The following is a 22,157-nucleotide window of genomic DNA, read 5'->3' as shown; positions in this document are numbered from 1 at the left end:
CGCGTCGCACGTCGGCGCGGGCCCGACGTCGTTCGTCAGGAGTCCCGGTACAGCGGCAGGCCGAGGCTGGTGCGTACCTTGTCGGCCTGCGCGCCGCCGTCATGGGCGGCGGCGGCCCGGATCTCCCGCATCAGCGCCTCGGCGCTCCCGGCCTCGCCGGCGAGCCGCCAGTGCCGCAGGGCCACGTCGTTCTCCTTGAGCAGCACGGCGACCGCGGCCTGCGTCTTCGCCGGCCAGACGGTGCCGCGGAGCTGCTCGGCGTGCGCGGCGTTGGTGGTGGCCACCGTGCGGGCCAGGCCCCGCACCGTCCGCCACGGCCGGCCCGCCTTCAGCGCCTCCTCCAGCTCCTCCAGCGCGGTGTTGTACGGCGCCACGATGGCCAGATAGCGGCCCTTCGCCTCCTTCACCGTCAGAGGAGCCGGCGCGGTCGGCGCCGGGGTCTCCCAGGCGGGAGGGGCGGTCGACGCGGTGCCGCCGCCGCAGCCGGCGAGCAGCAGCACCAGGGCCAGGGCGGCGGGCCAGCGACGCACGGGTCTCCCATCCGGTGGGCGGCAGGGTCACCGAGTGACCCGGCGACCGCGCCGGCCGCCGACTATTCGGCGACCGGGAGCACGACCTCGTTACGGCGCAGGAACCAGGGCCTCCACGGCGGGTCGAAGCGGGCGTACCGGACGGCGCCGGTCGGGCGCAGGCCGGCGGCGGTGACCGCCCGGCCCAGCGCGGTGGCCCGGCGCTCGAACGCCCGGGCGGTCCACCGCCCGGAGAACCGCATCGCCGCCGCGAGCTGCCCGGGGATCTCGCGGATGGTGACCAGCGGGTCCGCCGGCTCGGGGAGCGTCGCCGGGGTGAAGCTCGCCGGCATCACGAACCCCACGAGCCAGCTGCCCGGCCGCTCGCCCTCCTCCTGGAGCACGGGCACGGTCATGGCGATCCGCTCCGCGCCGGCCGGCTCGGGCGCCTCCGGCGCGGTCACCGGGACCGCCCGCCGCGAGCGGTTGGCGCCGGAGATGTACCGGGCCAGCGGCCGGAACCCCGCGGAGCCGGCCGACTCGAACGACCCCTCGACGCGGACCTCGGCGACCAGGTGGGCCGGGTAGCGGCGCAGCTCGAACCCCGGGTGACGGGCCACCACGCGGTACGGCTGCCGCTCGGTCATCGCACCCTCCCGCCCTCGGTGGTCCCACCGCCGACGCTACCGGCGCGCGCCGTCCCGGTCCGGCGGACCGGGGACCAGCCGCCAGTACTGCCGTTTCCCCTCGTCCCGGACCACCACGCCGAGCCGGGCCAGCTCCCCGCGCAGCTCGACCGCCTCGCCGCCCCGGTCGCCGTCGACCGCCCGCTGCCGGGCCCGCAGCAGCGCGTCCGCCCTGGCCGGCAGCCCCGGCAGGCCCTCGACCCACCGCCGGTACGCCGCCCCGTACGGGTCCTGCTCGACCCAGGGCCAGCCCTGCCCGGCGAACGCCGCGCGCAGCCCCGCCGGGCCGAGGTCGGACCGCTCCCGGGCCAGCTCGCCGCCGGCGGCGTCCAGCAGCACCAGCGCCTTCCCGTCGAGGAACACCCCGGCGACCCCGGCCCGGGCGACGTCCCGGCCGTGCCCGTCCCGGTGCAGCCGGACCGAGGCGCGCCCCACCGTCACGGTCAGCCGTTCCCGGGTGCCCAGGAACGCGAGCACCAGGCCGGCCAGCGCGGCCACCCCCGCCCCGACCGGGTACGACCGCTCCGCCGGCCACCGGTCCAGCAGCGCGAACCAGCCCTGGAAGGGGAACCAGGGCAGGTCGGCCACCCAGCCGGCCCCGGCGGTCAGCGCCGCGCCCAGCCCCGCCCCGAGCAGCGGGAACCCGGCCCACATCAGCACCAGCTCGCCGGCGCCGCCACTGACCACGACCGCCTCGCCGGATCCCCGCGCCGCCACGGTCAGGACACCTCCCGGCGCAGCGTACGGACCAGCCCGGCGACCAGCGGGACGAGCAGCCACACGGCCAGCGACACCCCGAGCCGCCCCCACTGCCCGGCGTTCATCTCCGGGCCGAGCAGGGGCTCCATGGTGACCGAGGTGTCCAGCCACCGCGCCGGCTCGCGCAGCGCCCGGATCATCGCGGCGAGGACGCTCCACACGGTCGGCAGCAGCAGGTAGGTGACGATCGCCAGCGGGGTGTTCAGCAGCAGCAGGCCGAAGCCCGCCCCCATCAGCACGTTCGCCACCTGGAACACCGCCGCGTACGGCAGCAGGTGCCAGTCGAAGGTCCAGGTGCCCGCCCCGCCGGTGGCCCGGGCCGCGAGCGTGCCGGCGGCCGCGACGGCCAGGCTGACCAGGACCGAGGCGAGCGCGGCGAGCACGACCGCGGCGAGCTTCGCGGTGACCACCCGTTCCCGGCGGGGCACCAGGGCGAAGGTGGTCAGCGCGGTGCGCTGCGACCACTCCCCGGTGATGGAGAGGATGCCGAGCACCGGCAGGAGCAGCCCCACCGGGAACAGCGACGGGGTGAAGAAGGCGGTGAAGGTCTGCTCCGGGTCCTTGAGCACGAAGATCTGCACGGTCACGATGGCGGCCGCGACGAGCCCGATGGTGATCAGGAGCCAGCGTCCGGCCCGGGTGTCGGCGAGCTTGCGCAGCTCCACCGCGGTCAGCCGGCCCAGTGAGGGCCCGGTCGCGGCCGGGCGGCGCAGGGCGGGGGAAGGGGCGGTGACGGTGGTCATCGGACGGCCTCCTTGGTGGACGCGCCGGCGGTGAGGGTGAGGAAGAGCTGTTCGAGGCCGCCGCTGCCGGCCGGGCGCAGCTCGGTGAGGACCAGCCCGGCGTCCGCGGCGGCCCGGCCGACGGCCTCCGGGTCGGCCCGGACGAGGTAGCCGCCGTCGGTGCCGGCGGAGGCCGGCAGGCCGGCCCGGTCCAGGGTGAGCCGCAGGGCCTGCTGGTCCCGGGCGCGGACCAGGGTGCCGGCGCCGGCCAGCAGCTCGTCCTTGCCGCCCTGGGCGACCACCCGGCCGCCGCCGATCACCACGAGCCGGTCGGCCACCGCCTCCACCTCGCGCAGCAGGTGCGAGGAGAGCAGCACGGTGCCGCCCCGGTCGGCGAAGTCGCGCAGCAGGCCGCGCATCCAGAAGATGCCCTCCGGGTCGAGGCCGTTGGCCGGCTCGTCGAGGATCAGCACCCGGGGGTCACCCAGCAGCGCCAGTGCCAGGCCGAGCCGCTGCCGCATGCCCAGCGAGTACGCCCCGACCCGCCGCCGCGCCGCGGTCTCGTTCAGCCCGACCAGGTCCAGCTTCGCGGCGACCTGCCCGCGGTCCACGCCCATGATCCGGGCGGCCAGGGTCAGCGCCTCCCGCCCGGTGCGCCCGGCGTGCTGCGCGGAGGCGTCCAGCAGCACCCCGATCTCCCGCCCCGGGTTGGGCAGCTCCCGGTAGGGCCGTCCGGTGACCGTGGCGCCGCCCGCGCTGGGCGTCGTCATCCCGCAGATCATCCGCATGGTGGTGGACTTGCCGGCGCCGTTCGGGCCGAGGAAGCCGGTCACCGTGCCCGGTTCGCAGCGGAACGAGACGTCCTCGACGGCGGTGTGCGGGCCGTACCGCTTGGTGAGGTGGGCTACTTCGATCATGCGATCGAGCCTGCCGGGGCCACCCGGCCGGGCGCTGCGGCCGGCGGTCGGGAGCCGCCGATACCTCGGTCTACCGGCAGGCGTCGACTTTGGTAGCTGGTGGGGCCCGGAAAGGGCTTCCTAGCATGGGTGGATGAGCAGCACCGTCGTACCCGATCACCCCTGGTTGCTGCCGGGATCCCTGGTGCCCGCCGCCCGGGCCGTCCGGCGTACGCCCCGGGACTGGCTCGTCGACGGCCTGGCCTTCCTGTTCGCGGTGGCCTGGGTGCTGCTCGCCTACGGCGACTCGGTGCAGCCGAAGCCGGAGTTCGCGCTGAACCTCGGGCCGGCCTGGCTGAACGAGCTGGACCTCGCCGTCGGGTTGCTGGCCAGCGCCGCCCTCTGGCTGCGCCGGCGCTGGCCGGTCGGGCTGGCCGTGGCCGCCGCGCCGCTGGCCCTCTTCTCGGTCACCTCCGGGATCGCGCTGCTGATCATCCTGTTCACGCTCGTGGTGCACCGGCGGCTGGCGGTGGCCCTGGCGCTGGTCGGCTGGCACCTGGCGACGACGCCGCTCTACCTGGCGATCCGTCCCGACCCGGTGCTGCCGTTCTGGGCGGCCGTGGCCTGGACCCTGCTGTTCATCGGCGGGACGGTGGCCTGGGCGCTCTTCGTCCGGGCCCGCCGACAGCTGGTGCTGTCGCTGCGCGACCGGGCCGAGCGGGCCGAGGCCGAGCAGCAGCTCCGGCTGGACCAGGCCCGCCAGCTCGAACGCACCCGGATCGCCCGGGAGATGCACGACGTGCTCGCGCACCGGATCTCCCTGCTCAGCCTGCACGCGGGCGCCCTGGAGTTCCGCCCGGGCGCGCCCCCGGCCGAGGTCGCCCGGGCAGCCGGCGTGATCCGGGCCAGCGCGCACGCCGCGTTGCAGGACCTGCGCGAGGTGATCGGCGTGCTGCGCGCCGAGCCGGCCGCCGAGGCCACCCCGGAGCGCCCGCAGCCCACCCTCGGCGACGTGCCCGCGCTGGTCGCCGAGTCCCGGTCGGCCGGCGTACGGGTCAGCGTGGTGGACGAGGTCGCCGACCCGGGGGCGGTGCCGGCGGCGGTCGGACGCAGCGCGTACCGGATCGTGCAGGAGGGGCTCACCAACGCCCGCAAGCACGCGCCCGGCGCGGTGGTGACCGTGCGGCTGGCCGGCGGCCCCGGTGACGGCCTGGCCGTGGAGATCCGCAACCCGTGGCCGGTCGGCGAGGCGGCCTCGCCCATCCCCGGCACGGGCACCGGACTGGTGGGGGTCGCCGAACGGGTCACCCTGGCCGGCGGCCGGCTCGACCACGGGCGGGACGCCGGCGGCGACTTCCGGCTCACCGCCTGGCTGCCCTGGGCTCCCGCGTGAGCGCGGAGCCGCCCGTCCGGGTGCTCATCGTCGACGACGACCCGCTGGTCCGTGCCGCGCTGTCGATGATCCTCGGTGGGGTGCCGGAGGTCCGGGTCGTCGGCGAGGCCACCGACGGCGCCGAGGTGCCCGCCGCGGTCGCCGCGTTCGCCCCGGACGTGGTGCTCATGGACATCCGGATGCCCCGGGTCGACGGGCTGGCGGCCACCGAGGCGCTGCGGGCCGCGCCCGATCCGCCCGAGGTGCTGGTGCTGACCACCTTCGACGCCGACGAGCAGGTGCTGCGGGCGCTGCGCGCCGGGGCGAGCGGCTTCCTGCTCAAGGACACCCCGCCCGCCGAGATCGTGGCGGCGGTGCGCCGGGTCGCGGCCGGCGAGGCCACCCTGTCCCCGGCGGTGACCCGCAAGCTCATCGCGCACGTCACCGCCCCGACGCCGGCCCGGGCACCGGACACCCGGCGGGACCGGGCGCTGCGGCTGCTCGGCGGGCTGACCGAGCGGGAGCGGGAGGTCGCCGTGGCGCTGGGGCAGGGGCGGACCAACGCGGAGATCTCCGCGGAGCTGTTCATGAGCGTGGCCACCGTGAAGGCGTACGTCTCACGGCTGCTCACGAAGCTCGATCTGAACAACCGGGTGCAGGTGGCGCTGCTGGTGCAGGACGCCGGGTTGGTCTGACCGCCGGGCGGGATTGAACTGCTGCCGTCGCGGGGCCGTACCAGTGGTCGAGGATGTGGTGCGGCCGGTCCGCCGCACCGCTGCCGAGCTGCGGGAGGCCTGCCGTGCGAGTTGGTGAGCAGTCGACGGATCCCATCGATCAGATCCTGGGCGAGGTGCCGGTGCCGGCGTCGTTGACCCCCGAGGATGTCCGGCTCGCGGTCCGGGCGGTGGTGGTGCACGCCGCCGAGGAGTGGCCCGCCGGACCGAAGTGCCGCAACGACGGCGCCACGTACCCCTGCCGGCTGCACCGGTGGGGGCGGCGCGTGCTGGAGGCCCACGGCCTCAACGAGCGCCAGATCGACGCCCTGGTCCGCCACGGGAACCCGTTCGTGCACGTGCCCTTCCCGTTCGTGCTGACCGGGCCGTCGGCCGGGCGGCCGGCGGCACCCCAGTCCCCGCGCGGCCCGGCCGGCCGGGTAGCCGCACCTCCGGTGCGGCCCGCTCTCCGGCCCGGCGGTACCGGTCGGCCCGTGGCGCCCCCCGCCACCCGGCCGCGCTGGCCCCGGGCGAGCTAACGGCCGTCCGGGGCACGGGACGGCGGCCCGGCCGCGGGGAGCCCCCACCCCCGCGTCGGGCCGCCGTCGACGTCGCTCAGCTCACGCCGCAGTTCGGTGCGGACCAGCTGGTGGTGTTGGAGGACCGGTCCTGGTTGTTCTCCCGGCGCGAGTCCACGTGGACGTGGTCGCTGTGGTTGGGGTAGCCGGGGCCGTACAGGCCGCTGAAGCCGTGGTCGCGGGCCGACCGGGCCACCTGGCAGAGGGTCCGGCTGCGCGAGATCACGTCGGCCGCGCTCCCGTAGAGGTGCTGGCTGTCCGAGGCGCCGCCCACCTGCTGGTTGCAGGCGATGCTGCGGAAGCCGCTGGTGACGTAGAGCGGCGTGTCACCGAGGCTGCGCCGCAGCGCCTCCAGCTTCCACATGGTGCGCAGCGCCTTCTCCCGCGTCGCGGTCGACGAGAGCGGGCCCCCGCTCCACCCGCCCTTGCCGCAACCGTTGTCGAGTTCGGCGTAGCTGAAGTGCTTCGGCGTGCAGTCGTTGTCCTGCAGGTCGTAGATCTTGGCGAAGGTCTGCGGGCCGGCGATGCCGTCGGCGCGCAGCCCGTACGCGGACTGGAAGCGCCGGACCGCCGCCGCCGTCTCGGGGCCGTAGATCCCGTCGACCCGGACGATGTCCCGGTAGGCGGCCCAGCCGGCCACCCGGATCTGGAGCTGCCGGACGTCCTCGCCGGACCGCCCCTGGGAGAGGTTCCGGTTCCAGGTGTAGCAGCCGTCGGCATGGGCCGCTGGCGCGGCGACGACCGTGGCGATCGCGGCCCCGGGCAGGGCCAGCGCGAACGCGACGGCCGCCCGCTTGAGCGTGTTGACGCGCACAGAATTCCTCCCGGTTAGAGAGTGATGTGGGGTTGAACGGGACATCGACCGGAAGGTCCCGTCCCTTCCACCGTGACAGCCGCGCTGCCGATTCGTGGCGAATAACGGGAATTGCTCTCGCATTACGCCCCTGCTGGGCATTACCTGTGAATTGCCGCGAATGGCGAAACGCCCAATCCGGCCCTGCGGCCGCGTGTCGGTGACGCAATCCGCCATTCCGTGACACCGAGGGTGATGTCCCCTCGTCACCCCGGCCCGGTAACGTCTGCCTCCGAGGCGGGGGAGGTGGACGTTGGCACGTGGTGGCGTCTTCTGCGTCGAGGGTCAGTGGCACCGGGACCTCAACGAGCGCGGCTCCGTCCTGCCCACCCTCGAACTGCTCGAACGGCTGGGCCGGATCCGTTTCATCCACAAGGACGCCGCCACCCGCGACGAGCTCTTCTACTTCCTCGACCGCTGGCTGCTCAAGCAGTACGCCGACTACCGGGTCGGCTTCTTCGCGATGCACGGCGAGCCGAGCCGGCTCTGCCTCACCGACTGGGACTCGGTCGAGCTGGCCGACGTCGCCGAGCGGATGGCCGGCCGCTGCGAGGGTCGCCGCCTCTACTTCGGCAGCTGCTCGGTGCTGCGCGCCTCCGACGCCACGCTGCGCGACTTCCTCGACGTCACCGGGGCCGCGCTGGTCTGCGGCTTCACCCGCGAGGTGGACTGGGTCGAGTCGGCCGCCTTCGAGACCGTGCTGCTCGACGTGCTGGCCAACGGGCAGCGGCACAACGCCGCCGAGCTGCGGATGGGCTCGGGGCACTGGGCGCCGCTCGCCTCCTACCTCGGCTTCCGGGTGATCTACGCCAACGGCCGCGCCTGGCGGGCGAGCGCACGGCCGCGCGTGCCGGAGCAGGCCTCCCCGCGCCGGGTCGCCGGCCGTCCCCGCTGAGGCCCGCCCGGGCCGCCTGGTAGAACCGAGGCATGGCACGCAGCATCGCGACCAACACCCGGGTCGACCGGGACGCCCTCATCGAGTTCCTCCGCCCCCGGCACCGGGTGGTGCTCATGACCACCCGCGCCGACGGCCGGCCGCAGTCCTCCCCGGTCTCCTGCGGGGTCGACGCCGAGGGGCGGCTGGTGATCTCCACCTACCCGGAGCGGGCCAAGGCCGCCAACATCCGCCGCGACCCCCGGGTCTCCGCGTGCGTGCTCTCCGACGACTGGGACGGGCCGTGGGTGCAGGTCGACGGCACCGCCGAGGTGCTCGACCTGCCCGCGGCGCTCGAACCGCTTGTCGAATACTTCCGCAGCATCTCCGGCGAGCACCCCGACTGGGACGAGTACCGCGAGGCCATGGTCAAGCAGGGCAAGTCACTGATCCGGGTGACCATCGACAGCTGGGGTCCGATCGCCACCGGGGGCTTCCCCGCCCGGCTGGCCGACTGACCTCAGTACGCCGCGGTGAACCGGGAATTGCCGAAGCGCGGGTTCTCGATCTCGTCGACGATCGCCACCGCCAGGTCCTCGTAGGTGAGCACCGAGCGGCCCTGCGCGTCGGTGACCGGGTGGTCGGTGCCGGTGCGGTAGTGGCCGGTCCGCTCGCCCGGGTGGAACTCCAGCGGCGGCGGCGAGACGTAGGTCCAGGTCACCCCGTCGGCCGAGGAGCGGTAGACATCCAGGGCGTCGGCCTGCCCCTCGGCCGAGTCCCGGTACTCCTCGGGAAAGTCCGGCTCGTCCAGGAACCGGGTGCCCTTCGGGGTGAGCAGGGTCGCCCCGCCCCCCACGTGGATCACCCGGGGCGGGTCGGGCAGCTCGCGCAGCGTGTCGACCAGGGTCCGCGCGGCGTCGCGCCACAGCTCCCGCTCGCCGCCGCCGATGGCCACCACGAACACGTCGGCGTCCCCGGCCAGCTCGCGTACGCTCCGCGCCGAGGTCGCGTCACCGGTCACCGTGCGTACCCCGGGCGGCAGATAGCTGGTCGCCTCCGGGCGGCGCACCGCCGCGGTGACCCGGTGCCCCCGCTCGACCGCCTCGGCGGCGATCCGCGAGCCCGCGGTCCCACCGGCGCCGAACACGACGATGTCGCTCATGCTCCCCAGGCTAGGGAGCGGGGCCGCCCGGCCGGTGCCGTTCCGACGAACCGGCCGGGCTGCCCGGTGGCTGTCAGTCGACCAGCGCCGAGTAGACGAGCTGGCGGAGCTGGGGGCGGAGCGGGTAGGTGCTCGACGGCATGAGCTGGGTGAAGAGCAGCGCGGTGACCTCCTCCACCGGGTCCACCCAGAACGCGGTGCTGGCCAGGCCGCCCCAGTAGTACTCGCCGACGCTGCTCGGCACCCGGGACGGCACGGGGTCGAGCACCACGGCGAAGCCCAGGCCGAAACCGACCCCGTCGAGGATCGTCTCGGCGAACCCGTCCGGGGAGAACGAGGCCAGGTCCCGGTCGCCGGGCAGGTGGTTGCGGGTCATGAAGCGCACCGTCCGGGGGCCGAGCAGGCGGACCCCGTCCAGCTCGCCGCCGCGCAGCAGGAACTGGGTGAACCGGTGGTAGTCGGCGGCCGTCGAGACCAACCCCCCGCCGCCGGAGAGGCACTCCGGCGCGGTGAGCGCGTAGCGGCCGATGGCCTCGGCGCGGACCGCCTGGCCGGTGGCCGGGTGCGGGGCGTAGAGCGCGGCGAGGCGCTTGGCGTCCGGCTCCTCGACCCACCAGCGGGTGTCGGTCATGCCCAGCGGCCGGAAGATCCGCTCGGCGAAGAACGCGTCCAGCGACTGCCCGGACACCACCTCGACCAGCCGGCCCAGCACATCGGTGGAGACGCCGTAGTTCCAGCTGGTGCCCGGCTGGAAGAGCAGTGGCAACCGGGCCATGCCCCGGGTCGCCTCGGCCAGGTCCGCGCCCGCCGGCACGCCCAGGTCGAAGCCCGCCGCCCGGTAGAGGCCGTCGACCACGTTGACCTGCGCGAAGCCGTAGGTCAGGCCGGCGGTGTGGGTGAGCAGGTGCCAGACCCGGACCGGCTCGACCGCCGGCACGGTGTACGGCTTCAGCACCGAGCCCCGGTCGTAGACCCGGACGTCGGCGAACTCCGGCAGCCAGCGGCTGATCGGGTCGTTCAGCTCGAACCGGCCCTCCTCCCAGAGCATCATGGCCGCGACCGAGGTGATCGGCTTGGTCATCGAGTAGATGCGCCAGAGGGTGTCCGGCTCGACCGGCGCACCGGCCTCCCGGTCCCGCAGCCCGTACGTCGAGGAGTGGGCGATCTCGCCCCGGCGGGTCACCACGATCTGCCAGCCGGCGAGCCGGCCGTCGTCGACGTACCTGCCGAAGTGCTCGTCGATCCGCGCCAGCCGGGCGGGGTCGAAGCCGATGCGGTCCGGGTCGGTGCTCACTGCGACGCTCACGACGCCGAACCTACCGGCCGGTACGGCGAGCGGGAAGTGTCGGCCGGTCACACTAGTCTCGGCCCCATGCCGGAAGCCGTCGAGGACGTCACCTACCGCCACGAGGACTGGTACGCCGAGGAGCTTGTCGACCGGCACTTCGTCCGGTGCCAGTTCTTCCACGTCGACCTCACCGAGGCGGTCAGCCAGGGCGCCACCTTCACCGAGTGCGTCTTCGGCAACGTGGCCCTCAACGCCTCCCGGCACACCGACTCCGCGTTCGACCGCTGCACCTTCAAGCGGTGCAACCTCTTCGAGGCGGAGTTCACCGGCTGCAAGCTGGTCGGCAGCAGCTTCGAGCAGTGCGACCTGCGCCCGCTGCGGGTCGACGGGGGCGACTGGTCGTTCGTCGCCCTGCCCGGCGCCGACCTGCGCGGCGTGCGGATCACCGACGCGCGCCTGCGCGAGGTGGACCTCACCGGGGCCGACCTGACCGGCGCGGTGCTCACCGGCCTCGACCTCTCCGGCGCCCAGCTGCACGCCGCCAAGCTGGTCCGGGCCGACCTGCGCGGCAGCGACCTGACCGCGCTCGACCCGACGGCGGTGGAGCGGGCCGGCGCCATCGTCGACGCCGAGCAGGCCGTCGTGCTGGCGCAGGCGCTCGGCTTCGAGATCCGCTGACCCTGCCCGGGAAAGCCGTCGCCGGCTGTCAGGTTTCCCTGCCAGGCTGACCCGCATGACATGGTGGTCCGACCTGGTGGCGTCCGAACCCGACTTCGCGGCGCGGGTGCGCGCCCGCTTCGCCGTCCGCAAGCACGGCACGATGGCGACCCTGCGGCGGGACGGCTCGCCGCGGATCAGCGGCACGGAGTTCGACTTCGCCGACGACGGGCACCTCCGACTCGGCAGCATGGCGGGCGCGCTGAAGGCGCTCGACCTGCGCCGCGACCCCCGGGTGGCGCTGCACAGCCCGAGCGAGGACGCCCCGGAGGACGACCCGACCTCCTGGGGCGGGGATGCGAAGATCGCCGGCCGGGCGCACGAGGAGCCGGCGGGCGAGGACGGCTCGCACCGGTTCCGGATCGAGGTGACCGAGGTGGTGCTGACCCGGGTCGGCGACCCGCCGGACCATCTGGTGATCGAGAGCTGGCATCCGGACCGCGGCCTGCGGCGGCGCGAGCGGCGCTGACCGAGGTGCTGCCGGGAAGAGGCCTCCGGCGGGCGCTCACCACGGACGCTGAAACCGTCACGGTGAGTTGAACCGCCGTCGCTACCCCTTGGTAACGAAGTGGAAATGCCCCCCGCCGACATATGGCGCACGGCCGCCCATGATGGAAACGTGAACCGGCGGCCGGAGCGGCGGTGAGCGGAGGTTCGGTGGGGCAGGAGGACCACGGTCGGGTCGGCGGCCGGACGTCGTACCCGCACGGGCAGACGCGCTCGGCGCTCCGCCGGCTGGCACGGGCCCGGCGACGGCGGCGCTGGCTGCTGGAGGCGCTGGCCGCGTTCGCCTGCCTGGCCGCGCTGGTGGCGTACCTCGGCAGCGAGCGACACGACGCGCCCCGCGAGGAGAGCGCGGTGCTGCCCGCCCCGCCGACCGGCCGCCCGGTGCTGCCGCCCCCCGGCGCGGCGCCGACCGGGGCCGTCACGCCGGGGCTGCGCCCCCGCCAGCGCCCACCCTCGCCGAGCCCGTCGCCGTCCACGCCGACCGTGCCGCCGACGCTGACCGTGAGCCAGGCCGACGTGCCGGCCCGGGTCGACCTCAGCGCGGTGGGCGCGGTCGACTGGGTCCAGTGGGGACTGCTCGGTCCCCGGACCCCGGTGCGCAAGCGGCACGGCTCCGGCGACATCCGGGACGAGGGCGGTCGCGGCGAGCGGCAGAGCTACAGCAACAACCCGGAGGCGTACTCCTGGCGCGACGGCGCACCGGTCGGCTCGACCGACGGCACCATGTCCGGGGTGTACACCTGCGACCGGGGCAGCGGGTTCACCCTGGCGGTGACCGCCGACGGGCAGCTCCGCACCGTGCACCTCTTCGCCGGGGTGTGGATGGCCCGCGGCCGCCTCGACCTGCGGATCTCCGGCGGCGGGCCGGGCAGCACGCTGCGCCTGGAGGACCCGCACACCGCGCGGACCGCCGACTTCGCCATCCGGTTCCGTGCCCCGGCCGGCGCGAAGCTGCTGATGACCTGGACGGTGGAGGAGTCCCTGGGAGACTGCGGCAACGTCAGCCTCCAGGCCGTCGCGCTGCGCTGACCGGGACAGTTTGTCCGTCGCGGCCGGCACGGGACGCCGTACGTTTCCGATGTCCCGTCCGACCATCCCCTGTGGAGGCCCGACCGATGAGCAGCAGTGCCCGCGTCGTCCGTTCTCTCGCGCCGTCCGACGGCGACGTGCTGCGGGAGATCCCGCTGCCGCCGTACGTGACCGGGGAGGACGCCCAGTTCGCGGTGCGGGCGGTGGTCGTGCACGCGCCGCGGCGCTGGTCGGGCGGGACGATCTGCCGCAACGACGCCAGCCCGCACCCGTGCCGGTTGCACCGCTGGGGGCGGCGGGTGCTCGGGCTGCGCGGCCTGCCGCCGGCCGAGATCGACGCGCTGATCGAGCGCGGCGACCCGGCCGCCGAGCCGCTTCCGCCCCGGCCCGGCGCCTGAGCGGGCGGCCCGGGGGCCCCTGCCCGGTCCCGAGCGGCAGGGGCCCCGGTGCTCAGCAGAGGGCCGGCTTCACCCAGGAGCACTCCAGACCTTCGGGCACCCGCGGCGACTCCGGCGCCGTCGGCACCGCCAGCCGCGCCGTGGTCGTCCCCTTCTCGGTGTACGAGGCCAGCGCGATCGCGATCTGGTCCTCCAACCCCTTGACCGACGAGGTCAGGTAGTTGTTGAGCACGACGGAGAAGGCCAGCACGTGCCCGTCGGCGTCGGTGGCGTAGCCCGAGAGGCTGGACGCGCCGGTCAGGCTGCCGGTCTTGGCGTGCACGTTGTCGGCCGCGGCGGTGCCGCGCATCCGGCTGCGCAGCGTGCCGCCGACGAACCGCTCCGGGTTGCCGGCCACCGGCAGGGCGGCGTACCAGGTGCCGAACCAGGGCTCGGCGCGGACCGCCGACAGCAGCGCGACGAACTGGGCGGGCGGGATCATGTTGCGCCGGGACAGCCCGGAGCCGTCGCGCTGGCGCAGCGTCCCGGTGTCCATTCCGGAGTCACCGACGTACTCGCCGATCGCGGCCAGCCCGGCGGACCAGGTGCCGGAGCCGGAGAGCACGCGGCCCAGTTCCTTGGTGAGCACCTCGGCGTGGCCGTTGTTGGAGAGCTTGAGGAACGGCACCATCAGGTCGGCCAGCGGCATCGAGTCGTGCCGGGCGACCGGCCTGGCGTCCTCCGGGGTGGCCTGGCCGAGCACGGTCCGGCCGAGGACCCGCACCCCGTGCCGGTGCAGCGCCGACCGGAAGACGTCGGCGGCGTAGCCGGTCGGCTCCCAGACCGTCATCCAGTCGCTCTCCTCAGCCTGGCCGACCGCGATCTGGCCGGTCACCACGATGGTGTTGCCACCGTGCTCGCGCTCGAAGGAGATGGTCGTCTCGCCGGTGGCGACCGTCTCGGCCCGGTTGTCGATCCGCAGCCAGCCGTTGGCCGGCGTCATGGTGACCTTCGGTCGCGCGCCGGCCTGCCCGGCCGGTGCGGCGTGCACGATCACCGTGCCGGCGTCGTAGTCGGTGTCCGGGGCGACGGTAAGCGCGGAGACCTGCGCGGCGTAGTAGTAGGACTCGTCGTCCCAGGTCCAGTCCGGGCCGAGCCGGGTGCGGTCGTAGCGGGTGTCGTCGGCGACCAGGTTGCCGGTCACCATCCGTACGCCCGCGGCGGCCACGTCGGCGGCCAGCCGGTCGTAGTCCTCGGCCAGCATGGTCGGGTCGCCCCCGCCACGGAGGTAGAGGTTGCCGGAGAGCAGCCCGGCCCGGCGCACGCCGTCGCCGGTCACGTCGGTGGTGAAGCGGTGCCCGGGGCCGAGCAGTTCCATGGCCGCCGTCGAGGTGAGCAGCTTGGTGTTCGAGGCGGGGATCAGCCGCCGGTCCCCGTTGCGGTCGTAGAGGGTCTGCCCGGTGGTGGTGTCGACGACGACCACGCCCGCCTGTGCTCCGTCCAGCCGGGAGTCGGCGAGGATCGCGTCGATGGTGGCGTGCAGCCGGGTCTGCGCGGGGGTGGGCGCTTCGGCCGTGGCGGCGGGGGCGCCGGCGGCGGCCGCGGTGGCGACCAGCGCCAGCACCGCGAACGCTCGGGGGAAGAGACGACGATGCATGTGCCGATGCTGTCACGGAGATTTCCTCCGGAGAAGACCGCACGGCGAAAAGATATTGCCGGACGTGGGCGGAACCCGGCCGAATACCCCGAACGCGGCGGCGAAAACATTCCTCGGCGCGACGTCACCGGTCCGGTGTCGACTGACCCGGCTCTATTTGACGGATGCCCGGGCAGGGGGCACCGTAGGCCATGAGGGGCGTTCGACCTGCCCTGGTTTGCACGGCGAAGCCTGATTCGCCTTCCCGGGGTCCCGACCGGCCGCGTGGGCCGCGTCGACCCGCCCGCGATTCCCGAACCAGCCATGAGGAGTTCCGCCATGCTGACCATGACCGACAACGCCGTGATGGTGATCCGCGACCTGGCCAACCAGCAGGACGTCGCCGAGGCGGGTGGGCTGCGCATCGCCGCCGACACCGACGCCGGCTCGCTCTCCATCGAGCTGGTGGAGCAGCCGATCCAGGGCGACCAGGTGGTGGACAACCAGGGCGCCCGGATCTTCCTCGACGCCGACGCCGCCGAACTGCTCAACGACACCTCGGTGGACGCCGTCGTCGACGACGAGGGCATCGTGCAGTTCGGCTTCACCGAGAAGGAGTGACTCACCCGGCGCGGCGCGTCTCACCGCCGCGCTGGGGCCGGCCGGCTCGCCCCCGCTCGGGGACGTCCTGGTCGGCCCGCCACGGCCCGCCGCGCTGCTCCCGCTCCGGCCGGAGCAGCGTGCCCAGCACGTGCGCCAGGTGGTGCGACGTGCTCCAGGCGATCCAGTTCGCCGGCGAGCCGGCGCCCGCGCCGCGCCGCGCCCGGCGCAGGATCTCGTGGTCGCCCCAGGAGAAGCCCGCGCCCGCGGCCGGCCAGTGCGGGGCCGCGACGAGCGTGCGGCACAGGTCGGAGAAGCGGTCGTCGCCCCGGCCGCCCCGGCGCGACCACCGGTAGACCCACCACGCCCCGGCCGTCGTGTAGCGCAGCGTCGGCAGCCGGTCGCCGGGCCCGTCCGCCCCGGGCACCGCGCAGCCCACGCCGTAGTCGCCGTAGCCGACGCCGAGGTCGGCCAGGCGCTGCCAGAGCTGCCAGTCGAAGCGGTCGAGGCGTACCGGCTCGTCGGTGGGGAGCCGGGCCAGCGTCGGCGGCATCCCGCCGGCCGCCACGGTCACCGAGCGCCAGGCGTGCCGCCGGGCCCACTCCGCCAGCCGCCGGATCCGCGGCTCGGCCAGCCGGACGTCCGCCGGGCAGCAGACGTCCCCCGCGTCGACGAGCAGGTCGCACTGTTCCGGCACCAGCCGGGCCAGCCGCCACACCCGTTCCACCGCGGCGGTGGTCGCGTCGGGGCCGGCGCGGTCCTGCCCGGTCCGCAGCCGGATCACCGCCCGCCGCGCGTACGCCCGGGCGGCCGCGCCGTGCGCGACCAGCCGCCGGTCGCCCTCGGCGAGCCCGATCACCGGCACCAGCGGTACGCCCCAGCGGACCAGCTCGCTCTCCGGCGACTCCGGCAGCACCGACACGTCGACGCCGGGGAGGAGCCCGGCCGGCAGCCGGCCGAGCAGGTCCACGGTGCACGGATCCACCGCGTGGACGTCGATGACCGGAGCGAGCAGCGGAGTGGTGGCGTCGTCGAGATGGGCCAGCGCCTCCAGCTCACCCCGGCGACCGGCCAGCACAGGGCGGTAGACCGGTTCCGCCGCCCGACCCCCGTGGGCGGGCACCATACTTCAATGTAGCGACCCGATCGCGTTCCGCCACAGGCTTTCCGGGCCTCGTCGACAGTCCATCCGTCCCGGTGACGGTCGGGCGCACCGGACGGGCAACCTGCGCCGGCCGCCGCACGGTCGGGTCCGGGCGGAACCCGGTCCGCCCGGACCCGTGCACCGGCGCTCAGTCGTCGCTGCCGGACCGGTCCCCGCCGTGGTCGTCGTTCCGGTCGTCCCCGCCGTGGTCGTCACCGTGGTCGTCGTCGCGGTCCCCGCCGTGATCGTCGTACCGGTCGTCACCGCCGCTTCCGTCGTCCGTGCGGCTGTTGTCGGCCGCCCGCCGTTCGACCTCGACCACCGCGCCGTCGCCCCGATCGACCTTGACCTCGTACGTGGCACCGCCACGGGCGACCTTGACGCTCCACACCGGACGCGCGTGCTCGGTCTCCGCCTCGATCTCCACGATCCGGCCGCCGCCGAGCCGGGTCAGCGCGATCCTGCCCGCCTGCTGCGGATCGATCGCACCACTCGGCGCGGTCTTCGGCGCTCCGCGCGTCGGCGTGGCGCCCGCGGTCGCGGAGTCGTCCGCTCCGGGGGTGTCGTCGGCGGTCCCGGGGTTGTCGTCGGCGCCTCCGCCGACCGGGTCGGTGACGTCGGCGGTCACGGCGGCCGGCGCGGTGCCCGGACCCGGCCCGTCGGCCGCGGTCACGCCGATCGCCGCACCGGTGACCGCCAGCACCGCGGCCCCGCCGATCGCGGCCAGGACCAGGGAAGTTCGTCGCATGGTCTCCACCTCTCCTCGGTTGTGTGTCGAGGATCGGTCGGGGGCGGCTAGCCCCGCGCTACCCGCGGTCTAAGGCCCGGTTAAGGCCGCGCCGGCCCCGAGCCGGAGCGTCACCACCGCCCCGCCGCCGGGTCCGCCGCCCAGCTCCAGCCGGCCGCCGCTGGCCCGGGCGGCCCGGTCCGCGATGTCCAGGCCCAGCCCGGTCGACCCGGCCCCGCTGGCGCCCCGCCGGACCGACCCGGCCGGCAGGCCCGGGCCGGCGTCCGCCACGGTCAGCGCCACCTGCCCGGCGTCCGGTGCGAGCCGCACGGTGAACGGCGTGCCGTCCGGCGTGTGCGCGAACACGTTGCCCAGCAACGCGTCCACGGCGGCGGCCAGCTCGTCGCCGGCCACCCGCACCGGCAACGGCCCGGGCGCGAGGTCGAGCGTCACGCTCCGCCCGGTGTCCTCGGCGAGAACCGACCAGAACGCCACCCGCTCGGCGACCACCGCGGCCGCGTCGCACCCGCCGCCCCCGGCCGCCGTGCTGCGCCAGCGGGCCTGCCGGATCACACCGGTCACCGCCCGTTCCAGGCCGTCCACGGCGCCGGTCAGCCGGGCCGCGTCGTCGGGGTCCCGCAGCGACTCGGCCTCCAGCCGCAGCACGGTCAGCGGGGTGCGCAGCCGGTGCGACAGGTCGGCCACCTGCTCGCGTTCCTCGCGCAGCAGCACCTGGATCCGCTCGGCCAGGTGGTTGAGCGCGCCCGCGACCTCCCGCAGCTCGGCCGGTCCGGCCGGGTCGACCCGGGCGTCGAGCTCGGCGTTGGCGAGCCGGTGGGAGACCGCGCCGAGGTCGGCGATCGGCCGGACCAGGGTGCGGGCCAGCCGGTCGGCGACGAGCAGCCCGACCAGCACCAGGAGCACGCCGAGCAGCGCCAGCACGAGCCAGGCCCGGGTCACCCCGGCGGTCAGCTCGGCCCGGGGAACGACGGTGCGGATCACCGCCGTGCCGTCCGGCCGGCCCTGGACCGCGATGACCACCTCCCGACCGGCCGCCGACTCGACGGTCAGGCTCTGCCCCCGCGCGGCCAGCGCCACCGCCGGGGTACGTGGCACCCGCGCGCCGAGGACGGCGCCGTCCGGCAGGAAAACACTCACCTCCCGGCCCGAGTCGGCGGCGAGCTGCTCGACGGTCAGCCGGAGGGTGTCCGGGTCGGCCGCGCCGACCACCGGCACCAAACTCTGGGCGTCGGCGGCGGCCCGGACGGTCGCCCGGTCCGCGGCGACGGTGCGCACCAGCACGGCCAGCGGCACCAGGAAAGCCACCATGACCAGCACGCCGACGGCGGCGACCAGCAGCGCCAGGCGGCCTCTCACCGGCTGCTCCCCGGCACGTCCAGCCGCACCCCGACGCCCCGGACGGTGTGCAGGTAGCGCGGTTCCTGGGCGCTCTCGCCGAGCTTGCGGCGCAGCCAGGACAGGTGCACGTCGACGGTCTTGTCGGCCCCGCCGTACGGGATCCGCCAGACCTCGGTGAGCAGCTCCCGCTTGGTGACCACCTGCCCCGGCCGGCCGGCGAGATGGTGCAGCAGGTCGAACTCGCGGGGGGTCAGCTCGACCGGCGCACCGTCCAGCGTGACCTGCCGGGCGCGCGGGTCGATCCGCAACCCGCCGACCACCAGCACCGGGTCGGTGGCGGGGTCGCCGGCCGTGCGGCGCAGCACCGCCCGCGCCCGGGCGTCCAACTGCGCCGCGGTGAACGGCTTCACCAGGTAGTCGTCCGCGCCGGCGTCGAGCATCCGGACGATCTCGGCCTCGTCGTCGCGGGCGGTGGCCACGATCACCGGCACCTCGCTGACCGCGCGCAGCATCCGCAGCAGCTCACCACCGTCCAGATCGGGCAGTCCGAGGTCGAGCACGACGAGGTCGGGCCGGTCGTCGAGCGCGTCGCGCAGCCCGTCCAGCGCGGTCGAGGCCGCGGCGACGGCGTGCCCGCGCTCCCGCAGGGCCCGGAGCAACGGCGTACGGATGGTCAGGTCGTCCTCGATGAGCAGCAGCCGGGCCACGGTTGGCAGGCTAGCCCCTTCCGCCGCCCGGTCCCGCCCTCGTTAACCCCGCCTTAGCGTTCCCCCGAGCCCGGCTCAACCCTGGATCGGGGAGACTCGGGGCATGGGCCGTCGTCCGTTCCTCGCCGCCGCCGGTTGGCTGGCCACCACCGTTGCCGCGACCCTCGTCGGGCTGGCCGCGATCCAACTGGTCGGCGAGGGCATCACCGGCGCCCCCGGCGGTGTACGCGACGAGCGGGAGGTGGCCCGCGCGCTCGCCTCGCCCGAACCGGTGGCCACGACGCCGGGCGCGAGCCCCACGGCGGGCGCGACACCGACGGCCTCCGCGGCGAGCCGCCCGCCGGCAACGAGCGGAGCCCGACGCACCTTCCGCACGGCCGGCGGGACCGCGGTCGCCGAGTGCGCCCCGGCCGGGGTGCGCCTGGTGACCTTGTCGCCGGCCCCCGGCTACCGGGTGAAGGATGCCGACTGGGGGCCGGACGAGCACGTCGAGGTCCGCTTCGTCGGCGCCGAGGGAGAGCACGAACTGCGCCTGCGCTGCCGTGGCTCCGCGCCGGTCGTCTCCCCGCACGACTGACGTTTTCCCAGCTCAGCGACGTCAACTGTCCCTGATCGGGCCGTGCCCACACCGACCGCCCGTGCCACCTGGCCGTCCTCGCCCGACCCCACACGGGTCACGTCCTGTGGCAGCATCGCCCGGTGCGTCCCCACCGCCTGTTCGTCGCGGCCGCGGCCCTGCTGGCCCTCGCCCACCTGGTCGGGCGCTGGTACGCCCAGCCGCTGCTGCCCGCCGCGCAGGCCCTCGCCTGGTGCGCCCTGGCCGGCGCCGCCCTGACCGCACCCGACCTGCCCCCGCGCGCCCGGTACGGGCTGGCGGTCGCCGCCGCAGCCCTCGCCGCGGCGACCCTGCCCCGGCACGGGGAGCCGCAGTTCGGCTGGGTCATGGCGCCGCCGGTCGAGCCGGGGTGGACGCCGTTCCAGGCCCTGCGGGGTGTGGCCGGGGTCGGGCTCGCGGTGGCCGTTGCCACCCTGCCGAGTCGGGCACCGGACCGGTGGCGGACGGCGGGCGCCGTGCTGCTGGCCGTGCTGGCCGGCCTGCTCGCCCTGGCCCGGACTTCTGGGGTCTTCCTGCCCCCGTACGTGCTGCCGCCCGACCCGGCCGACGTCCTGCCGTCGTACCTCGTGCTGGTGGGGCTGGCACTGGTGGCCCTGGTCCGGTCGGGGTCGGCGCCGGTGACCCTGGGTCTCGGCCTGGCGGCGGTGGCCGTGCTCGGCGTGCTGCCGCCGACGCCGGGGCCGGCCTCTGGCCCGGGGCTGGCCTTCTACAGCCTGGAGGAGTACCACGTTCGGGTGACCAGCGGCGAGATCTGGGGCGACCTGCTGGGGTTCCTCGCGGCGGCGCTGGTGCTGGCCGGCTGCCGGTGGACCGAACGGGTGCGCAGACGAGCGCACGGCGCCGTCCGACCTGGGTCGTAACGTCGCCGCGCTCTGGCCGTCTCCCACCACCGCAGCCGTACGGCGGTACGAAAGCGGGGACCTGGCTCGGCCGGCCCGGCGTGCACCGGCCTTGTGGGCAGCAGATGCCCGTCCAGAGGGGATCCAAACCCCGCGCGGGTGGGGAATTCCACCATTTGCGAGTCCCGGCGTGAGCGGCGCGGGGACCGGGTATGAGCGGGCCATGGAGCATTTCACGATCGCGACCGTCGCCGAGAAGAGCCCCGACTTCCGCCGCGTGCTCTGGACCGGGCAGCACAGCCAGTTGGTGATCATGACGATCCCGGCGGGTGGGGAGATCGGCGAGGAGGTCCACGAGGACATCGACCAGATCCTGACCTTCGTCAGCGGCACCGGCGAGGCGCGGGTGGCCGGGGAGAAGAAGGAGGTCGTGGCGGGCGACCTGGTGGTCGTACCGGCCGGCACGAAGCACAACTTCGTCAACACCGGCCCCAACCCGCTCGTCCTGTACACGGTGTACGGCCCGCCGGAGCACGCCGACGGTGCGGTGCACCGGACCAAGGAGGAGGCCGACGCTGCCGAGGCCGCCGGCCAGGATGAGCCGCCCACCTCCTGACACCACGGCCCGCGCACGCGCTCCACCGCCGTGTGGAGCGCGAGCCGGGCCCTGCCCGTCCCGACTGACCTGCAACATTCCTGCACATCGCAGCCATTGACGCTGATAACTGCACGGGCCTAGCCTGCTGATACGGGAAAGCCCTTTCCTGGGCTTCGCTTCCGCGCCGCCCCGCATCCGGAGACCGGGCCTCCGGCGGGGCGCACCGACCGTCGCGACCGTGGCCAGGCGTCGACCCTCCGCCGCGGCGGTCCACCACCACGCGCCTCAAGGAGGACAACCGTGCAGACCTCACGTGCCAGACTCCGACGCCCGCTGCTGCTCGCGGTGGGCGCCGGAGCCACCGTGGCGGCGCTCGCCGCCGGGACGGTGACGTCGGCCTTCGCCGCCACCGTCTTCTCCGACACCTTCTCCGACGGCGACGCCGCCGGCTGGTCCAAGTCCGGCGGGACCTGGACCGTCGCCGACGGCGCCTTCACCCAGTCCAGCACCGCCAGCGAGCTGGCCCGCCAGTTCGCCGGCCAGAGCGGCTGGACCGACTACCAGGTCCAGGCCCGGGTGCGCCCCACCGCGTTCGGCTCGGCCAGCGCCCTGGTCGGCATCGCCGCCCGGGCCAGCAGCAGCACGAAGATGTACCGCCTGGCCCTGCTCGGCTCCGGCCGGGCCGAGCTCCAGGCGGTCAACGGCAGCCAGATCACCTCGCTCGGCTCGGCGTCGGTCGGCGCGGCCACCGGCACCTGGTACACCCTGAGGATCGAGGCGAGCGGCAGCACCATCCGCGGCTTCGTCAACGGCGCCCAGGTCGGCGGCGGCAGCAACACCATGGAGGACGCGGGCCGGATCGCCCTGGTCACCGCGTACGCCGGCGGCA

General features: G+C 75.2%; 26 protein-coding genes and 1 pseudogene. 14 read left to right on the top strand and 13 right to left on the bottom strand.

All coding sequences use genetic code 11. The features are described 5' to 3' along the window. Positions 1-35 precede the first annotated feature (35 nt). The 5 genes from ACW0Q9_RS03640 to ACW0Q9_RS03620 form a co-directional block, all read right to left on the bottom strand. Complete coding sequence (locus ACW0Q9_RS03640) at positions 36-530, bottom strand: hypothetical protein (protein WP_456178419.1); 495 nt, start codon at positions 528-530, stop codon at positions 36-38. 62 nt (positions 531-592) lie between these two features. Continuing rightward, positions 593-1,156 (bottom strand): SOUL family heme-binding protein, encoded by a 564-nt coding sequence (locus ACW0Q9_RS03635; protein ID WP_456178418.1) that lies wholly within the window; start codon positions 1,154-1,156, stop codon positions 593-595. A 36-nt stretch (positions 1,157-1,192) separates the two neighbouring features. After that, the gene (locus ACW0Q9_RS03630) at positions 1,193-1,912 is read right to left on the bottom strand and encodes a YqeB family protein (RefSeq protein ID WP_456178417.1); all 720 of its coding nucleotides are present in this window, start codon (positions 1,910-1,912) and stop codon (positions 1,193-1,195) included. Positions 1,913-1,914: 2 nt separating this feature from the next. Next, positions 1,915-2,697 carry an ABC transporter permease gene (locus ACW0Q9_RS03625; RefSeq protein WP_456178416.1) on the bottom strand — a complete coding sequence of 261 codons (783 nt, stop codon included), beginning with the start codon at positions 2,695-2,697 and terminating at the stop codon, positions 1,915-1,917. Next, positions 2,694-3,593 carry an ABC transporter ATP-binding protein gene (locus ACW0Q9_RS03620; RefSeq protein ID WP_456178415.1) on the bottom strand — a complete coding sequence of 300 codons (900 nt, stop codon included), beginning with the start codon at positions 3,591-3,593 and terminating at the stop codon, positions 2,694-2,696. Before ACW0Q9_RS03620 ends, ACW0Q9_RS03625 begins: the two co-directional genes overlap by 4 nt. A gap of 133 nt (positions 3,594-3,726) precedes the next feature. Here ACW0Q9_RS03620 and ACW0Q9_RS03615 point away from each other — a divergent pair, with 133 nt between their 5' ends. The 3 genes and pseudogenes from ACW0Q9_RS03615 (at position 3,727) to ACW0Q9_RS03605 (ending at position 6,196) form a co-directional block, all read left to right on the top strand. Next, complete coding sequence (locus ACW0Q9_RS03615) at positions 3,727-4,965, top strand: sensor histidine kinase (RefSeq protein ID WP_456178414.1); 1,239 nt, start codon at positions 3,727-3,729, stop codon at positions 4,963-4,965. Further along, positions 4,943-5,639: pseudogene (locus ACW0Q9_RS03610) on the top strand (response regulator); the annotation flags it as partial. The gene ACW0Q9_RS03615 and the pseudogene ACW0Q9_RS03610, both read left to right, overlap by 23 nt. A 104-nt stretch (positions 5,640-5,743) precedes the next feature. After that, entirely contained in the window at positions 5,744-6,196 is a 453-nt protein-coding gene (locus ACW0Q9_RS03605) for a hypothetical protein (protein WP_456178413.1), read from the top strand. 76 nt (positions 6,197-6,272) lie between these two features. Here ACW0Q9_RS03605 and ACW0Q9_RS03600 read toward each other — a convergent pair whose 3' ends face one another. Continuing rightward, complete coding sequence (locus ACW0Q9_RS03600) at positions 6,273-7,049, bottom strand: D-Ala-D-Ala carboxypeptidase family metallohydrolase (RefSeq protein WP_456178412.1); 777 nt, start codon at positions 7,047-7,049, stop codon at positions 6,273-6,275. A gap of 292 nt (positions 7,050-7,341) precedes the next feature. Between ACW0Q9_RS03600 and ACW0Q9_RS03595 the strand changes: the two genes are divergently transcribed. Together ACW0Q9_RS03595 and ACW0Q9_RS03590 are read left to right on the top strand one after the other, a co-directional pair. After that, positions 7,342-7,983, top strand: a complete 642-nt coding sequence (locus tag ACW0Q9_RS03595) for a DUF6642 family protein (protein WP_456178411.1) — start codon at positions 7,342-7,344, stop codon at positions 7,981-7,983. Positions 7,984-8,015: 32 nt separating this feature from the next. Then, positions 8,016-8,480 carry a PPOX class F420-dependent oxidoreductase gene (locus ACW0Q9_RS03590; protein WP_456178410.1) on the top strand — a complete coding sequence of 155 codons (465 nt, stop codon included), beginning with the start codon at positions 8,016-8,018 and terminating at the stop codon, positions 8,478-8,480. Positions 8,481-8,482: 2 nt separating this feature from the next. Here the strand turns inward: ACW0Q9_RS03590 and ACW0Q9_RS03585 are convergent, their stop codons facing one another. Then, positions 8,483-9,124 carry an NAD(P)-dependent oxidoreductase gene (locus tag ACW0Q9_RS03585; RefSeq protein ID WP_456178409.1) on the bottom strand — a complete coding sequence of 214 codons (642 nt, stop codon included), beginning with the start codon at positions 9,122-9,124 and terminating at the stop codon, positions 8,483-8,485. 73 nt (positions 9,125-9,197) lie between these two features. Beyond that, on the bottom strand, positions 9,198-10,430 hold the full coding sequence (locus ACW0Q9_RS03580) for a serine hydrolase domain-containing protein (protein ID WP_456178408.1): 1,233 nt from the start codon (positions 10,428-10,430) through the stop codon (positions 9,198-9,200). 66 nt (positions 10,431-10,496) lie between these two features. Here ACW0Q9_RS03580 and ACW0Q9_RS03575 point away from each other — a divergent pair, with 66 nt between their 5' ends. The 4 genes from ACW0Q9_RS03575 (at position 10,497) to ACW0Q9_RS03560 (ending at position 13,063) form a co-directional block, all read left to right on the top strand. Continuing rightward, positions 10,497-11,090, top strand: a complete 594-nt coding sequence (locus tag ACW0Q9_RS03575; RefSeq protein ID WP_456178407.1) for a pentapeptide repeat-containing protein — start codon at positions 10,497-10,499, stop codon at positions 11,088-11,090. A 55-nt stretch (positions 11,091-11,145) separates the two neighbouring features. Beyond that, positions 11,146-11,598: a pyridoxamine 5'-phosphate oxidase family protein gene (locus ACW0Q9_RS03570; protein ID WP_456178406.1), complete on the top strand. Its 453-nt coding sequence runs from the start codon at positions 11,146-11,148 to the stop codon at positions 11,596-11,598. Between the two features lie 173 nt (positions 11,599-11,771). Further along, on the top strand, positions 11,772-12,665 hold the full coding sequence (locus tag ACW0Q9_RS03565) for a hypothetical protein (RefSeq protein ID WP_456178405.1): 894 nt from the start codon (positions 11,772-11,774) through the stop codon (positions 12,663-12,665). 86 nt (positions 12,666-12,751) lie between these two features. After that, positions 12,752-13,063 (top strand): hypothetical protein, encoded by a 312-nt coding sequence (locus ACW0Q9_RS03560; protein ID WP_456178404.1) that lies wholly within the window; start codon positions 12,752-12,754, stop codon positions 13,061-13,063. A 52-nt stretch (positions 13,064-13,115) separates the two neighbouring features. On the opposite strand, the gene dacB is transcribed toward ACW0Q9_RS03560, so the two are convergent. Continuing rightward, positions 13,116-14,699, bottom strand: coding sequence for a D-alanyl-D-alanine carboxypeptidase/D-alanyl-D-alanine endopeptidase (dacB, locus tag ACW0Q9_RS03555; protein WP_456178403.1), 1,584 nt, complete (start codon positions 14,697-14,699; stop codon positions 13,116-13,118). Between the two features lie 318 nt (positions 14,700-15,017). Between dacB and ACW0Q9_RS03550 the strand changes: the two genes are divergently transcribed. Next, positions 15,018-15,299, top strand: a complete 282-nt coding sequence (locus ACW0Q9_RS03550) for an iron-sulfur cluster biosynthesis family protein (RefSeq protein ID WP_456178402.1) — start codon at positions 15,018-15,020, stop codon at positions 15,297-15,299. A gap of 1 nt (position 15,300) precedes the next feature. Here the strand turns inward: ACW0Q9_RS03550 and ACW0Q9_RS03545 are convergent, their stop codons facing one another. The 4 genes from ACW0Q9_RS03545 to ACW0Q9_RS03530 form a co-directional block, all read right to left on the bottom strand. Next, a complete protein-coding gene (locus tag ACW0Q9_RS03545) occupies positions 15,301-16,404 on the bottom strand; it encodes a beta family protein (protein ID WP_456178401.1) in 1,104 nt (367 codons plus the stop codon). Positions 16,405-16,570: 166 nt separating this feature from the next. Then, positions 16,571-17,170, bottom strand: a complete 600-nt coding sequence (locus tag ACW0Q9_RS03540; RefSeq protein ID WP_456178400.1) for a PepSY domain-containing protein — start codon at positions 17,168-17,170, stop codon at positions 16,571-16,573. A 69-nt stretch (positions 17,171-17,239) separates the two neighbouring features. Continuing rightward, complete coding sequence (locus ACW0Q9_RS03535) at positions 17,240-18,526, bottom strand: HAMP domain-containing sensor histidine kinase (RefSeq protein WP_456178399.1); 1,287 nt, start codon at positions 18,524-18,526, stop codon at positions 17,240-17,242. Then, positions 18,523-19,215, bottom strand: coding sequence for a response regulator transcription factor (locus ACW0Q9_RS03530; protein ID WP_456178398.1), 693 nt, complete (start codon positions 19,213-19,215; stop codon positions 18,523-18,525). The genes ACW0Q9_RS03535 and ACW0Q9_RS03530 overlap by 4 nt, the downstream gene beginning before the upstream one ends. A 103-nt stretch (positions 19,216-19,318) precedes the next feature. On the opposite strand from ACW0Q9_RS03530, the gene ACW0Q9_RS03525 reads away from it, so the two are divergent. From ACW0Q9_RS03525 to ACW0Q9_RS03510, 4 genes are all read left to right on the top strand, one after another. Beyond that, positions 19,319-19,792: a septum formation initiator gene (locus tag ACW0Q9_RS03525; protein WP_456178397.1), complete on the top strand. Its 474-nt coding sequence runs from the start codon at positions 19,319-19,321 to the stop codon at positions 19,790-19,792. A 122-nt stretch (positions 19,793-19,914) separates the two neighbouring features. Continuing rightward, the gene (locus ACW0Q9_RS03520; protein WP_456178396.1) at positions 19,915-20,691 is read left to right on the top strand and encodes a hypothetical protein; all 777 of its coding nucleotides are present in this window, start codon (positions 19,915-19,917) and stop codon (positions 20,689-20,691) included. A 202-nt stretch (positions 20,692-20,893) separates the two neighbouring features. After that, entirely contained in the window at positions 20,894-21,286 is a 393-nt protein-coding gene (locus tag ACW0Q9_RS03515) for a cupin domain-containing protein (protein WP_456178395.1), read from the top strand. Between the two features lie 282 nt (positions 21,287-21,568). Then, positions 21,569-22,157, top strand: a 589-nt coding sequence (locus ACW0Q9_RS03510; protein WP_456178394.1) for a family 16 glycoside hydrolase, incomplete at its 3' end; no start/stop codon positions are given.

It is taken from the genome of Micromonospora sp. I033, assembly GCF_053890995.1.
Note: the sequence above shows the minus strand (reverse complement) of the source record. Positions and strands in the feature narration are given on the sequence as shown.

Coding starts and splice junctions, on each gene's coding strand:
- ACW0Q9_RS03635 (WP_456178418.1), bottom strand. CDS start 1,156: ATGACCGAGCGGCAGCCGTACCGCGTGGTGGCCCGTCACCCGGGGTTC.
- ACW0Q9_RS03625 (WP_456178416.1), bottom strand. CDS start 2,697: ATGACCACCGTCACCGCCCCTTCCCCCGCCCTGCGCCGCCCGGCCGCG.
- ACW0Q9_RS03620 (WP_456178415.1), bottom strand. CDS start 3,593: ATGATCGAAGTAGCCCACCTCACCAAGCGGTACGGCCCGCACACCGCC.
- ACW0Q9_RS03615 (WP_456178414.1), top strand. CDS start 3,727: ATGAGCAGCACCGTCGTACCCGATCACCCCTGGTTGCTGCCGGGATCC.
- ACW0Q9_RS03590 (WP_456178410.1), top strand. CDS start 8,016: ATGGCACGCAGCATCGCGACCAACACCCGGGTCGACCGGGACGCCCTC.
- ACW0Q9_RS03585 (WP_456178409.1), bottom strand. CDS start 9,124: ATGAGCGACATCGTCGTGTTCGGCGCCGGTGGGACCGCGGGCTCGCGG.
- ACW0Q9_RS03575 (WP_456178407.1), top strand. CDS start 10,497: ATGCCGGAAGCCGTCGAGGACGTCACCTACCGCCACGAGGACTGGTAC.
- ACW0Q9_RS03570 (WP_456178406.1), top strand. CDS start 11,146: ATGACATGGTGGTCCGACCTGGTGGCGTCCGAACCCGACTTCGCGGCG.
- ACW0Q9_RS03560 (WP_456178404.1), top strand. CDS start 12,752: ATGAGCAGCAGTGCCCGCGTCGTCCGTTCTCTCGCGCCGTCCGACGGC.
- dacB (WP_456178403.1), bottom strand. CDS start 14,699: ATGCATCGTCGTCTCTTCCCCCGAGCGTTCGCGGTGCTGGCGCTGGTC.
- ACW0Q9_RS03550 (WP_456178402.1), top strand. CDS start 15,018: ATGCTGACCATGACCGACAACGCCGTGATGGTGATCCGCGACCTGGCC.
- ACW0Q9_RS03545 (WP_456178401.1), bottom strand. CDS start 16,404: ATGGTGCCCGCCCACGGGGGTCGGGCGGCGGAACCGGTCTACCGCCCT.
- ACW0Q9_RS03540 (WP_456178400.1), bottom strand. CDS start 17,170: ATGCGACGAACTTCCCTGGTCCTGGCCGCGATCGGCGGGGCCGCGGTG.
- ACW0Q9_RS03525 (WP_456178397.1), top strand. CDS start 19,319: ATGGGCCGTCGTCCGTTCCTCGCCGCCGCCGGTTGGCTGGCCACCACC.
- ACW0Q9_RS03515 (WP_456178395.1), top strand. CDS start 20,894: ATGGAGCATTTCACGATCGCGACCGTCGCCGAGAAGAGCCCCGACTTC.